This window comes from Amycolatopsis sp. WAC 01375, from assembly GCF_003947325.1.
Classification (GTDB): Bacteria; Actinomycetota; Actinomycetes; order Mycobacteriales; family Pseudonocardiaceae; genus Amycolatopsis.
The window spans coordinates 190,081-203,809 of the sequence record NZ_QHHW01000025.1 but is presented as its reverse complement, the minus strand read 5'-3'; the positions used below and the strand labels follow the sequence as shown (position 1 = coordinate 203,809).

The following is a 13,729-nucleotide window of genomic DNA, read 5'->3' as shown; positions in this document are numbered from 1 at the left end:
CCGTGAAGGACTCCTTGCCTCGGCTCAGCCGAGGAAACCCGACCTTCACACCTTCCCCAGTACATGAAGGCCCCCTTTCCTCGGCTGGTCACTCAAAACCACGGCCGAGGGAAGGGGGCCTTCACGCGCGATCAGTGCCTACCAGGGGCGGTCGGTCACCGCACCGTTGGAGGCGTTCCAGAACACGTAGCCACCCTGGAAGTTGTTCTGCCTTCCACCGGTGACGACCATTTCGTCGGTGGTCGGGTAACGCAGGTAAGAACGTTCCCAGCCGAGCGCCGCCCAGCGCTTGCGGATCTCGCCCCACACGCCGTGCGCGTCGGTCGCCATCGACCAGTAGATGGAACCGGCCTTGGTGAAGTGGGTGTACCGGCCGACGCCGTCCGGGGTCGCCGCCTCGTCCGTGGCCGGGTATCCCATGGGCCCGGCTTCCCAGCCGAGCGCCGCCCAGCGGACGCGGATCCGGCCGTAGATCGCCCTCGCGTCCGTCTGGACGGTGTAGTAGATCGAACCGGCCTTGCTGAAGTGGTTGTAGCGGCCGAGCCCGTCCGGAGTGCCCGCCTCGTCGGTGCTCGGGTAACCCAGCGGTCCCCGCTCCCAGTCGAGCGACGCCCACTTCTGCCGGATCCTGCCGTAGATCGGGTGGGCTCCGGTGTTCACGGTGTAGTAGATCGACGACTGCAGAACGCCGGGCCAGACCGGGAAGTGGTTGTACCGGGCGACACCGTCCGGAGTGGCCTGTTCATCGGTGGCGGGCGGACCGAACTTCACATGCCCACCGGCGGCGAGGTACTTCTTGAGGATCTCGCCTTCGATCTGCTTGACGCCCGTGTCCTTCGACCAGTACAGCCGCCCACGCTCGTAGGTGCGGAAGCGGACCGTGCCGTCGACGGCTTCGGGTGCGGTCGGGGCGCCGAGTCGTTGCGCCAGCGCGGGTTCGTCGCGGTAGCGCTTGTCGATCGGCGTGATGTAGTTCGCCGTGATCGTCTGGTCGACGGTGCCCATGGTGATGTTCGTCAGCCGCCCGGTGGCCCCGTTGGACCAGCCGGTGAAGGTCGACGAACCGTCGGAAGCGACCTCGGCCGCCTGGATCTCGACGGTCGCGCCTTCGACCACCATCGCCGAGGTGGCGCCGCCTTCCGGCGTGATGCCGAGCGCCGCGGCGACGTTGCTGGTGAGGGTCAGCCGGTGTTCGCGTGGCTTCGCGACATAGGTCTTCGAGACCGTGACGCCGGCGCTGTCGGTCGCCGTCGCGGTGAACTCCAGGTTGGAGTCCGTGTGGTCGGTGAACGGCATGGTGAACTCGGGGCCGGTGCCGCCGCGGTCCGGATGCGCGTGGCAGACCGCGTTCTCCGGGCAGTGCCGGACCAGCGTGGTCCAGGTGACCGGGAGGGCGCCGTCCTCGGTGTCGGTGATGGTCGCGCCGACCTTGACCTCCTCGCCGACCGCGAACAGGCGGTCACCGGGGTCGGTCATGACGAGCTTCGGCGAGTGGTTTCCGGGCGCCACGGCGATGTCCGTGCTCCCGGAGGCCTGCAGGCCGTCCTTCACCGTCAGTTTCGCGGTGAACTTCTCGGTCCCGGCCGCGTAGGTGTGGCTGACCTTCGCGCCGGTGCCGGTGGTGCCGTCGCCGAAGTCCCACTCGTAGGTCAGCGGGTCGTTGTCGAAGTCGTAGGAACCGCTGCCGTCGAAGGAGACCGTGCGGGTTTCGGGGTTCGTCTCCGAAGTCGCCACCGCGACGGGCGCCTTGTTCCCGGTGGTGTAGCTGAGCCGTCGCAGCAGGCCGGTGTAGATGTCGGCGTACACGATGTCGCCGTTGGCCGCGGCCAGGAACTTGACCGGACCGCCGATGCCGGTGAACTTCGGCGGCGTCTCCTGCGGGCGGACGACGCGGCCCTGCGTGTCGTACTTGGCCGTCCAGAGCTTCTGGGTGGCGTAGTCGCCGAAGAAGTACGCGCCGCGGTATTCCTCCGGGTACGACTCTCCATTGTAGACAATGCCGGCGGTGATGCTGTTGCCGTTGTCGACACCCTGTCCGTGGCGGATCGCCAGCATCGGCGGGGTGTTCACGGCCGAAGCGCACTGCGGCATCGCGGAAAAGCCGTCGGCGGGCTGGTTGCCCTCGAAACACGGCCAGCCGTGGTTCGCGCCCTTCTGGACGAAGTTGATCTCTTCCCAGGTGCCCCAGCCGACGTCGCCGACCACCGGCAGGCCGGTGCTGGCGTCGAGGCTGAACCGGAACGGGCTGCGGAAGCCGCTCGCGAACACCTTGGAACGCAGCGAGTTCGGGTTCGCCGCGGTGTAGTAGGGGTTGTCCGGCACGCCGGCGCCGTCCGCGGTGATGTGGAAGATCTTGCCGAAGATCTTGTCGAGGTCGTACACGTTGAGCGCGAACGGGTCGGCCGCGCCCTGGAAGCGGGAGCTGTCGCCGGTCGAGACCCACACCGTGCCGTCGGGGGCGGCCACGACACCGGTGATGCCGTGGATGTCGGTGTTGGCGGCGCCCTCGATGAGCACCTTCTCCCCGGTCAGCCCGGTCGGCCGGTCGGTGCCGGAGACGGTCCAGCGCGAGGCGCGCAGGGCGATCCCGCCGCCGGCGACGTCGACCGCGCGGGCCGTGTAGATCACGCGGGAGGTGGCGTAGTCGGGTGCGATCGCGATACCGACCAGCCCGAGGTCACCGGTGCTGCGAACGGGCAGGGTCGCGATGCTCTGCGCCTGTCCGGTGGTGGACACCCAGGCGACGTTGCCCTGCTTTCCGGTGGTGAGCATCGAGCCGTCGGGCAGGTAGGCGAAGTCGGTCAGGTCGTATGGAGCCTGCCCGCTCTGCTGGTCACGCAGGACGAAGCCGGGTGGCATAACGGGTGCGGCGGACGCGGAAGTCGACGTCAGCGGCACCAGCAAGGTCACTATCAGCAACGTCACGACGGCGTGACAGAGCGCGCGGAATTTCGAAGGCATGCAAGGGCCCCTTCCCCAGTCGAACGTCTCATCGACGGGGCCCAGGTGGGCATTTCACACTTTCGAGTGCCTTTATCGAATTGTGATCACCACTTTCGGTCGATCACCTGCCCCGTGCTCCGGTTCCACGTGACGTAGCCGCCTTGGAAGCTGTTCTGCCGTCCGATGGGGATGCCGAACTCGTCCGTCGACGGGTAGCGCAGGTACGACCGCTCCCAGCCGAGCGCCGCCCAGCGCTGCCGGATCGCCCCGTAGATCGCGTGCGAGTCGGTGGCCATCGTCCAGTAGACCGAGCCCGCCTTCGTGAAGTGGTTGTACCTGCCGATCCCGTCGGGGGTCGGCAGCTCGTCCGTCGCCGGGTAGCCGAGCGGCCCCCTCTCCCAGCCCAGTGCCGCCCATTTGACCCGGATCCGCCCGTACACCGGATGCGCGCCGGTCGACGGCGTCCAGTAGATCGAGGACTGCGAAGTGCCGGGCCAGTTCGGGAAGTGGTTGTACCGGCCGACGCCGTCCGGAGTGCCGGTCTCGTCCGTCGCCGGCGGGCCGAACTTCCGGTGCCCGCCGAGCCCGAGGTACTTCTTGAGGATCTCGCCTTCGATCTGCTTCACGCCGGTCTCGGCGCTCCAGTAGAGCCTGCCGCCCGCGTACGCCCGGTAGCGCACGGTCCCGTCGGTGATCTCGGGCCCGGTCGGCGCGCCGAGCCGTTGCCGCAGCGCGGGTTCCGCCTGATAGCGCTTGTCGATCGGGGTGAGGTAGTTCGCGGTCATGGTGAGGTCGTGCGCCGGGACGGTGACGGTCACCGTGCGCGAGGTCCTCCCGTCGGACCAGTTCACGAACGTCGAAACGCCGTCCGCGGCGACCTCCTCCGCCACCACCTCGAACGTCGCCCCCTCGGTCACCATCGCCGTGTTCACCCCGCCCTCGGCCGGGATGCTCAACGCCGCGGGAACACTGCCGGTCAGCGTCAGCCGGTGCTCACGCGGCATGGCGACGTAGGTCCTGCTCGCCGCCACCCCGGCACCGTCGGTCACCGTCGCGGTGATCTCGACGCGGGAGTCCTGGTGATCGGTGAAGGGCACGGTGAAAGCCGGTCCGCCGCCCGGCGAACCGGGATGCGCGTGACAGGTCGCCTCCTCCGGGCAGTGCCGGATCAGCGTGGTCCAGGCGACCGGCAGCGCGCCGTCCTCGGCGTCGGTCGCCGTCACCCCGACGACGACCGGTTCCCCGACCGCGAAGGTCCGCGCGCCGGGATCCGTCAGCACCGGATCCGGCGAATGGTTTCCCGGCACCACGACGACATCGGTGCCGCCGGAGGCACCGAGCCGGTCGGTGACGGTGAGCCGCGCGGTCGCACTCGTCATTCCGGCACCGTAGGCGTGGGTCACCCGGACCCCGGTCTGGCTCGTACCGTCGCCGAAATCCCAGTGGTAGGTCAGCGGATCGCCGTCGAAGTCGTAGGACCCGGCGCCGTCGAAGGTCACCGTCCTCGTCGACGGCTCGGTGCTCGACGTCGCCACCGCGACCGGTTCCGCGTTCGTCCCCGGATAGCTGAGCCGCCGCAGGTTCCCGGTGTGGATGTCGGCGTACACGATGTCGCCGTTGGCCGCCGCCGCGAACTTGACCGGACCGCCGACACCGGTGAACTTCGGCGGCCGTTGCGGTGCTTGGACGAGCCTGCCCTGACTGTCGTACGTCATCGTCCAGATCTTCTGCGTGACGTAGTCGCCGAAGAAGAAGGCGCCGCGGTATTCGTCCGGATAGGACGATCCACTGTAGACGATCCCGGCGGTGACACTGTTTCCCTCGTCGATCCCGGAACCGTGGTGGTAGGCGGTGATCGGCGGCGTGTTGACCACACCCGCGCAACCGGCGAGGCCTGCGTACCCGGGCGTGGGGGAATTCCCTTCCCAGCAAGGCCAGCCGTGGTTCGCGCCCGGCCGCACGACGTCGACCTCCTCCCAGGTGTTCCAGCCGACGTCGCCCACGACCGGCAGGCCGAGCCGCGGGTCGAGGGAGAACCGGAACGGGCTGCGGTAACCGCTGGAGAACACCTTGGAGCGATTCGAATCCGGCGCCGCGGTGGAGTAATAAGGGTTGCCGGGCACACCGGCGCCATCCGGTGTGACGTGCAGGATCTTGCCGTACAGCTGATCGAGGTCGAGTGCGCGCAACGCGCCCGGATCCATCCTGGTGAAGTCGGCGGCGTCACCGATGGAGATCCACAACGTCCCGTCCGGTGCCGCGACGAGCCCGGAGACTCCGTGGACGTTGTGGAACCCGGGAAGGTCGACGAGCACCCGTTCGTTCGCGAGGCCGGTGGGGACGTCCGCGCCGGTCACCGTCCAGCGCGCCACCCGCATGGTGAACGCGCCACCGCCCGTGTCGAACGACCACGCGAGGTAGATCCGGCGCGACGTGGCGAAATCCGGGGCGACGGCGAGGCCGACGAGACCGAGATCTCCGATGTCGTGGACGGGAAGGGACGCGACCGTCCGTGCCGGGCCGGCCACGGGCACCCAGGCGACCTTGCCGCTCTTGCCGATGCTGAGCACCGAACCGTCCGGCAGATAAGCGAAATCGGTCAGGTCGAACGCGGCCTGACCGCTCGGCTGATCACGCAACACGAAGCCGGACGGAAGGGTGGGCGCCGCGCTCGCTTCCGGAGCGCCCACCCATCCCGGGAGAAGCAGGATGGCAACCGACAAGGCCACGAGTATGCGAGTGAGTGCCCAGCTCAGCTTCATCGGCGCTTCCCCACTTCCGGCGTGTCATGGCACGTCGCCGGGGAAGGCCGGGTCATTGCGGCCTTCGGCTCAACGCAACCGAACCGCAATGATCCGCACGAGAGCGCTGCCTCACGGTGGTCGTGAGTGGCGATTCGGGTTAGAACCCGAATCGCCACTCACGACCCACCCGGCCCACTCGCCGTCGCGACCCTCAGGCCACGACCTGCACCACGTCGCCGCTCTGCAGTGTCGTGAAGTACTTCTGCGAAGCCGCCGCGGACAGGTGGATGCAGCCGTGCGAGTACACCGAGAGGCTGCCGGTGTGGAACGCGATGCCCGGCAGGAAGAACACCGAGTTCGGCATCGGCGCGTCGAACTGCTTCGAGTGGTAGTTCTTGACCTTGGCCGAGACGTGGAAGACCCCGGTCGGCGTTGCGTGGCCCTTCTTGCCGGGCAGCTGCTTGACCGGGCCGTAGATGACCTTGCCGTCCTGCAGCAGCCACGTCTTCAGCGCGGAAAGGTCCACGCAGGCGCTCACACCCGGCGAGGCCAGCGCGGCCTTGCAGGGGACCGCGGCGGCGTTGGCGGCGGGCTTGGCCGCCGGTTTCGGCGTGGGTTTCGGCGTCGGCTTGGGCTTCGAGGACGTCGGCTTCGGCTTGGAGCTGGAGCTACTGGGCGTAGGCGTCTGCGAAGACGTGGCAGGCGCCGACGTGACAGGCGCCGACGTGGTCGTGGTCCCGCCCGCCGGGTCGCCCTGCGCGACGGCGCCGCCACCGGGCGCGCTGCCGCCGGCGTCGCCGGAACACGCGGTCAGCACCAGCGCCGTGGCCAGTGCACTCACCCCCACCAGGAACTTCTTCACGACCCGTACCCCCGTTTGCCCGTAGTCCCGCTGACATGGGTAAAGACGGAGGTCGCCCGTCCGGGGTTGTTGATCGGAAGGTCACGATCGCGTCTCAGGGCACGCGGCCGACGACCCGCGCGTACATCCGGCCCGGATTGGCGCCTTCGTCCAGGTATCCGGGCAGCGGCGGCAGGTCCCGCGCGAACACGGCCAGCCGCCCGAACAGTTCGTCCGCGTCGGACGGACGCCGTTCCGGGTCCTTCTCCAGGAGATCCGCGAGCAGCACCCTCAGTCCATCCGGGACACCGTCCACTTCGGCCGGGCTCTCCTTGACCTGCTTCTCGAAGACCGCGTACGCCGTCGGGCCGGTGAAGAGCTGCCTGCCGGTCAGCATTTCGTGCAGGACGCAGCCCAGCGCGTACAGATCGCTGCGTGGCCCGGCGATCCCGCGCTGGATCTGCTCGGGCGCCATGTACGCGGGGGTGCCCAGGATCTGCCCGGCGCGGGTGAACTGGGCGACGTCGGTCTCACGCAGCATCGCGAGCCCGAAGTCGAGCACCTTCACGCTGCCGTCGGGACACAACATCAGGTTGGTGGGCTTGAGATCGCGGTGGCAGATGGAAAGCGCGTGCGCGGCGGACAGCACGGCGCAGGCCTGCGCCGCGATCGCGGCCGCCCACGGCACCGGCAGCGGCCCGTGTTCGGCGGCGAGATCGGCGACGGTCACGCCCTCGATGAACTGCATGACCTGGTACAGCCGCTCGTCGTAGGTGCCGAAGTCGTACAGCGTCGGCGCCCCCGCGTGTTCCAGGGTCGCGAGGATCCGCGCCTCGCGGATGAACCGCTGCTCGAGTTCGGCGTCCGGACCGCCGGGAAGCCCGAGGAACTTCACCGCCACGCGGCGGCCGAGATGCCGGTCGTGGCCCGCGTAGACCGCGCCCATCCCACCCCGGCCGAGCGGCAGCTCGTCGAGTTCGTAACGGTCCGCGATCAGCACCTAATTCCCCGGCCTCAGTTGACCTTCCGTCAGACCGGTCAAGCCTAGCCGTACCAGCTCCAGGCCCGATTCCGCCGCCTCGCGCAGGGCGTCCTCGAAAGCGGCGAGCCGGGTGAACGCCGCCCCGTAGGCCCGCTGCGTCTCGATGGGCAGGCGCGGGATCCGGGTGCGCTTGAGGTCGATCCTGGTCGACGAGGTCGGTGCGACCTGCCCGGCCGCGCGCAGGCAACCGGCGAGGAACGCGGCGTCCAGCCGTTCGGGATCGGTGCGGTACTTGGACATCGTCGGCTCCACCGTGACCGTCTCTCCACTGTGGACATACGCGGGTACGGCGGGCGACGCGACGACATCGCCCTCTTCCACCGATTCCGGCACGATGAGCAGGCCGGACTTCAACAGCTCGCCGATCGTGGTGAACGCCGGCTTCTCGTCGGAAACCGCCAGCGACGGCAGTTCCGGCCGGATCCCGTCGAACCGCTTCCGGACTTCCAGGAACGCCTCACCCGCGTGTTCGTCCCGCGCCTGATACCGCAAGGGAGAAAGGTCGATCTCCTCGTCGAGCAGGTCGATGATCCGGACCGCGCCCGGCACCTCGACGCCGCGCAGATGCGCCGTCCACTGTTCCTCCACAGTGGACGGATCGGCCAGCAGAAGCACCCTGGACGGCGGCCGCTCGCCGGGCTCCGGCCGCCGCAACAGCCAGAGATCCGCCCCGCCGACCGTGACCACGGCGCGCAAAGCCCCGGCCCGCAGCAGGTTCCCGCGGATCCGCCGTCCGGTGCGGCGTCCGGCGGCGGCGGGCGGCATCCGGATCGCGACCAGCCCGCCGGGCTTCACATGTGCGAGACAGTGCTGGACCCACGCCAGTTCCGGTTCGCCGCGCGGCGGCTGGCCGTACTCCCAGCGCGGGTCGCCGACCAGGTCGTCATAACCCCATTCGCGTTCGTTGAACGGCGGATCGCAGACGACGGCGTCCGCGAGAACACCTTCGTAGGAGTCCATCGACAGCGCGTCCGCGCCGTACATCTCCATGTCGGCCCCCGCGAGCAGCAGCCGATGCGCGGCGATGCACGAGGTCGCCGGATCGTCGACCTGGCCGAGCAGCCGGGTCCCGCCGGAGGCGAGCAGCAGGGTCCCGAGCCCGCACGCGGGGTCGAGCACGACGCCGGGTTCGGGACCGATGAGCCGGGCCATCAGCGCGGCCACCGGCTCGGGAGTGACGGACAGCCGGCGGGAGTGCGCCTCGACGTAGCGCTCGCACAGGAACTCGAAGGCCCCCCGCGGGCCCTGCTCGTCGGCGAAGCGGTCCACCAGTTCGAACAGCTCGACATCGTCGTAGCGGGGCGAGAAAGTCCACGCGCCGGGCCGCGACAGGTACGACCCCACCCGGCCGACCCGCAGGCCGAGCGACAGGTCGTCGCCGAGGTTCCGCAGCCGCTGCCAGATCCGGTCCCCGAGCGAGATCTCGACCGGTTTGCCGCGCTCACGCAGCCAGTGTTCGACGTGGACCAGGGAAAAGAGGGGGCTCGACGCCGTCCCGCCGACGGGCGGCGGAAAATCTCCGTACCGTCTACGCCAGTTGCTCACCGCGGCGCGGCCGACGCCGGCGATCCGCGCGATGTCCGCCGCGCTGACGGTGGCTTGCTCCTCCATCGGCGCATCGTAACCGACAGCTGAGCATTCCAGCCTTTTGTTTGTGAACTCAGTACACAGCTGCTTTACTGGGGTCCATGAGGTACACCCTTCGGTACGCGGCCGGCTCGGACGTCGGGCGGCGCCGCCAGGTCAACCAGGACTCGGTCTACGCCAGCGCCAGGATGCTCGCGGTCGCCGACGGCATCGGCGGCCAGCCACACGGCGAGGTGGCCAGTGCCGAGGCGGTCGGCGTCCTGTCTCGGCTCGACGCGGACCTCCACGGTTTCGACCTCGCGGAAGTCGACCTGGCCGAGGTGCTCTCCGGCGGCTTGCGCACCATCGACGACCGGCTCGCCGCGACGGCCGAGCGGGACCCCGAGACGCGGGGCATGGGCACCACCCTGACGGCGTTGCTGTTCGACGGCTCGCACTTCACGGCCGCCCACATCGGCGACTCCAAGGGATATCTCCTCCGCGGAGGAACGCTTCAGCGCTTCACGCGCGACCACACCCTCGCGCAGGCACTCGCGGACGACGGCCGCATCGACCCATCGGAGGTCGAGGGGCACCCTCGTGGCTCGCTGTTGATGAAGGCGCTCCTGAGCACCGGGAGCGGCGAAGCGGACATCTGGGCCTTCGACGCCGCCCCCGGAGACCGTCTCCTGCTGTGCTCGGATGGGTTAACGGCAACGGTTGTCGAAACCGTTATCAAGGACGTCCTCGGCGCCTTCCAAGAGCCCGCCGAGACCGTCCCGAGGCTGATCGACCTGGCCAACGAAGGCGGCGGACCGGACAACATCACCTGCGTCGTAGCCGACGTTCTCTCCCCCGCGCCCGCCTGAACCCGGGAAGCCGCAAACGCAGGTCAGACCCGCCTTCGAGGGGGCGAAAGGGCATCCGGTAAAGTTCCCCACGGAGGATTGGCCGAGCGGCCTAAGGCGCACGCTTGGAAAGCGTGTTGGGTTCACGCCCTCGCAGGTTCGAATCCTGTATCCTCCGCCGCAGTAACCAGGCAAAACGCCGGGTGCTCCGCTTCACGGGCACCCGGCGTTTTCCGTCTCAGTCTCAGTTCCAGTCTCATTCGGCCCTCATCAGGCCACCTTTCCACCGTCGGTGTTGCCGTCCTTGGTGGTCCACAGCAGCCCGTCGACACGGCCGGCCACCCCACGCCGGATACGGTCCGTAACGTGCTGGTACCGAGCGGCCATCTTGCTGCTCGACCAGCCCATGATGGCCATGACGGTCCGTTCGGGAACCTCCAGCAGAAGCAGGACGGTGGCCGCGGTGTGCCGCGCGTCGTGCAGCCGCCGCTCATCGACTCGCGCTTCCCGCAGCAGGGCCTTCCAGTGGTGGTAGTCGGTGTTCGTGCTCATCACCCCGCCGGTCGGTGTCGTGAAGACGTAGCCAGTCTCTGTCCACATCTCAGCCGCGAGCTTGCGCTCAGCATCCTGAGCGGCCTTGTGCCGGACGAGCAGAAGCGCGAGCTGTGAAGGCAGCCCGACGTAACGTGTCCCGGCACGAGACTTGGTCTTTTTCGTCTCCTTCCTGACGTTGACCTTCTGGGGGCAGTAGCCCGCGTGCTTGCGTCCGCAGGGCGTTGTGCACCCATGCTTGTACTTCGGTCGCTGTCGACTTCGCCGTACCGCGATGTCCGGCGAGTAGAGATCGACGCAGTCCTCGCAGAACTCGACTTTGTGCTTGTCGCAGGGGCGGTCCCACCCGGCCCAGTTGACGTCTTCCCATTGGATGCCGAGCGTCTCGCCTTGACGAAACCCGAGTGCCAGCGCGATGGCCCATCGCGCGCTGTTCCGCTTTCGCGCGGCGGTTTCGAGGAGTCGTTGGATGTCGTCGACGTCGTACGGTTCGACCTCCTCCTCGTCGACCTGCGGTGCACGCGCAAGGTCCACAGGGTTGTCCGTGATGACCTTCTCGCGTTTCGCTTCGTTGAGCGCAGCGCGAATGGTTCGATGAACCTGGTGCACCCTGCCCGGTTTCGCTCCCGCGTTGAGCATCTTCCGGTAGAGCTTGTTCAAGTGCCGCGGTTCGAGGTTGTTCTCGGAATGCGCACGTTGAAGACGCAGCGCACGCAGGCCGGGAATGAGGTGGACGCGGCAGGCTACTTCATATGCTTCCCAAGCGCTTTCACTGATCGTCGGCGGCGCCATGACGTCGTACAACCAGTAGTTGAGCCAAGTTTCCACTGTCCAGTTCTGGCCGGCCTTGCGCACTTTCCCGCTGTCGCGCTCGTTCTCCAGCTCGCGAACGCGGTCCCGGACCCTGGTTTCGTCCTTGGACATGGTGTGTCGACGGTCTGGATCGCCGTTGTCCTTGAATGCGAGGACGACACGCTAACGATCCGCTACGGGCGTGGGCGGGCGCACGGGAGCCCAAATTGGCAAACATGCACGTCAGGACATCACGATCATTTCCCTGTAAATCAGGACGCAGGAACCTATGATGACATTTGACCAACTCTCACATTTCGATCCAAAAAAACGTTTAACCGGGTTTAATCTCGTCAAAATATTCAGAGTCGACCCGGACGGAAATTGTTGTACCGACGTCACGGGCCAGTTTCCTAATAGCCCTATATACCCGTTCGGGCGGACTGACTCGAAGCACAACAGTGCTTCCTTCTAGGTTGGTTTCCAAGATTACATTGGCACCGTCTCCGCCAAAGACATCGTCAACCAAGGTCCTGTACAAAGTACTTCCAAGTTCGCCAAATGTTGCGCCCCCACCAGTAGACAAACCAGGCTGCTGCTCGCCGGGGATTCGTTCAAGCTTTGCGGCAACTAAACGCTGAGCGCGAGTAATTCCACGCACCGTCGAGAGAACCTCTTCAAGCAGGTCTCGATCAGATCGCCTCACATTGGGCGAGACTGCACGCCTCGACGGATCATTATTAATTCGTTCGACGGCTTCCTTTAGCTCCGGCCACCATTTTTCCAAAGCCTTGACCAGGTGTGCGTCTTCCAAGGGCCTCTCAGCTGCCGAATTGATAGCTAGAAGAATATTTTTAATCCCATTCTTGTCAAGCATTTGAGCTTGAAATTGCCCCAGCGGGTTCTGAATGTCCGCCAATTTCAAATCAATGGCAAGGGGTATAACCCGACTTGTCGCCACAGCCTTTGCCAACGCGCCAGCTTCAAAGTTCAGCCACGGCTTTTCCTGATTTTCACTGGTTACAAAGATGATTCCAAAATCAGTACTCTCCAACTGAGATGAGATTTCAGTTTGCCAACGCGCACCGGCTTCTATACCCGTGGACATAAAGGGCTCAATCTCATTTACCAGCAGCGGCAGCCAGTCTCTCATTGCGGCAGCGATCTGCTTACTATGGTCACCGGACCAGCTAAGGAAAACCTTCATAGATTGCATCTTAGTGCCATACCCGACAGGAGTAGTCGCGACGCTCCGGATTCCTCAACGCGCTGGCGAGAAAGCATGATGAATCTAGCCCCTATGAACCTTGAGCGTTCGACGCGCAGCAGACGAGCGCCAGCCAGGGAAGTGCGGCAACCACTCACCTCGCATAGAACCCAGGCACCGCCCTCGCGCCCCAAGGTTCATCGAATCGTGACCGTCTCTCCCGATCGCCCGCCGGTGACAACGCGCGACGAGAGTCGCAGCCACCAGGTGGCCGTTGGCACCTACGGGGACTTATGCCCACACCTTCCTGCGACAGCGCGTGACCTGGTCACGCCTACGGCTGGGGCTGCATACCGATGGCCCCGACAGCCGCGCTAGTCTCAGTCCTAGTCTCATTCGCCCCGGTTCAAGGAGGTTCGTCGGAGTGCCGAGAACGCTTTGACCTGGGGCTATGGGGTACACGGACCCCCGTGTACGGAGGTACGCAGACTTGGAAAGCGTGTTGGGTTCACGCCCTCGCAGGTTCGAATCCTGTATCCTCCGCCGTCAGCAAGGCCCCGGACGTTCCGACGTCCGGGGCCTTGTTGATTAGTTAGCAGGACCTTCACTTAACAGAGTCAGTTGATCACGCTAAGTTCAATGGTGGTCGTTCCAGCCCCCGACGTCCCAAGGAGTCCGCCAAAATGGCCGGAGTCGAAGAGATCCGCGCTGGTATCGCGCTCGCGAACGAGAAGGCATCCGCGAGCATCGCCGCACTTCAGCAGGCAGCGCAGTCTCTCGAAGAAGCCCAGCTTTCGCTTTCCCAGGCCACCCAGGGCAGCACCCAGCACGAGGTGAGCCAGGCGCACGGGCTTCTCGCCGAGGCCCTGCAGGGCATCACCGGTATGCAGAGCACCATCCAGGCGGGCATTTCGTCGGCCGAGTCCTACTCGACCCGCCTCTAGCGCATGTACCTCGAAGAGCTGCACCAGCTGCTGACAGCCGTCCAAACCGGCCTCGCCGACGGACGTGCCCATGCCGAGCGGGCCAGAAGCCTGCTCGAGGAATCCAGGCGCGCTCTTGTGGAACCACAGGCCCAAGCCGTTCCATGGGTGCCGTCGCAGCTGGCGCAGGCCGACGAGGGGATCGAAAACCTCCTGACGCGCCTTTCCGCCGCTGACGACCTGGTCAGCGGTTACCAATCACGCCTCTGAG

10 protein-coding genes and 1 tRNA gene are annotated in these 13,729 nt (G+C 66.6%); 4 read left to right on the top strand and 7 right to left on the bottom strand.

Annotated features, from left to right (window positions below):
* Nucleotides 1-138 precede the first annotated feature (138 nt).
* From DL991_RS15180 to DL991_RS15160, 5 genes are all read right to left on the bottom strand, one after another.
* Nucleotides 139-2,961, bottom strand: a complete 2,823-nt coding sequence (locus DL991_RS15180; protein ID WP_125784939.1) for a PQQ-dependent sugar dehydrogenase — start codon at nucleotides 2,959-2,961, stop codon at nucleotides 139-141.
* An 86-nt stretch (nucleotides 2,962-3,047) separates the two neighbouring features.
* Nucleotides 3,048-5,705, bottom strand: a complete 2,658-nt coding sequence (locus DL991_RS15175) for a PQQ-dependent sugar dehydrogenase (RefSeq protein WP_125784938.1) — start codon at nucleotides 5,703-5,705, stop codon at nucleotides 3,048-3,050.
* Nucleotides 5,706-5,898: 193 nt separating this feature from the next.
* Nucleotides 5,899-6,549: a L,D-transpeptidase gene (locus tag DL991_RS15170; protein WP_125784937.1), complete on the bottom strand. Its 651-nt coding sequence runs from the start codon at nucleotides 6,547-6,549 to the stop codon at nucleotides 5,899-5,901.
* Between the two features lie 94 nt (nucleotides 6,550-6,643).
* Nucleotides 6,644-7,528, bottom strand: coding sequence for a serine/threonine-protein kinase (locus DL991_RS15165; protein ID WP_125784936.1), 885 nt, complete (start codon nucleotides 7,526-7,528; stop codon nucleotides 6,644-6,646).
* Complete coding sequence (locus DL991_RS15160) at nucleotides 7,529-9,181, bottom strand: N-6 DNA methylase (RefSeq protein WP_125784935.1); 1,653 nt, start codon at nucleotides 9,179-9,181, stop codon at nucleotides 7,529-7,531.
* Between the two features lie 77 nt (nucleotides 9,182-9,258).
* Between DL991_RS15160 and DL991_RS15155 the strand changes: the two genes are divergently transcribed.
* Both DL991_RS15155 and DL991_RS15150 read left to right on the top strand, forming a co-directional pair.
* Nucleotides 9,259-10,005: a PP2C family serine/threonine-protein phosphatase gene (locus tag DL991_RS15155; RefSeq protein WP_125784934.1), complete on the top strand. Its 747-nt coding sequence runs from the start codon at nucleotides 9,259-9,261 to the stop codon at nucleotides 10,003-10,005.
* 72 nt (nucleotides 10,006-10,077) lie between these two features.
* Nucleotides 10,078-10,162, top strand: a tRNA-Ser gene (locus DL991_RS15150).
* A gap of 92 nt (nucleotides 10,163-10,254) precedes the next feature.
* Here DL991_RS15150 and DL991_RS15145 read toward each other — a convergent pair.
* On the bottom strand, nucleotides 10,255-11,328 hold the full coding sequence (locus DL991_RS15145; RefSeq protein ID WP_233598856.1) for a tyrosine-type recombinase/integrase: 1,074 nt from the start codon (nucleotides 11,326-11,328) through the stop codon (nucleotides 10,255-10,257).
* Nucleotides 11,329-11,662: 334 nt separating this feature from the next.
* Nucleotides 11,663-12,535 (bottom strand): TIR domain-containing protein, encoded by an 873-nt coding sequence (locus DL991_RS15140; protein ID WP_158634426.1) that lies wholly within the window; start codon nucleotides 12,533-12,535, stop codon nucleotides 11,663-11,665.
* Nucleotides 12,536-13,218: 683 nt separating this feature from the next.
* On the opposite strand from DL991_RS15140, the gene DL991_RS15135 reads away from it, so the two are divergent.
* Entirely contained in the window at nucleotides 13,219-13,479 is a 261-nt protein-coding gene (locus tag DL991_RS15135) for a hypothetical protein (protein WP_005167132.1), read from the top strand.
* 3 nt (nucleotides 13,480-13,482) lie between these two features.
* Nucleotides 13,483-13,728 carry a hypothetical protein gene (locus tag DL991_RS15130; RefSeq protein WP_125784931.1) on the top strand — a complete coding sequence of 82 codons (246 nt, stop codon included), beginning with the start codon at nucleotides 13,483-13,485 and terminating at the stop codon, nucleotides 13,726-13,728.
* The last annotated feature ends 1 nt before the right edge of the window (nucleotide 13,729 follow it).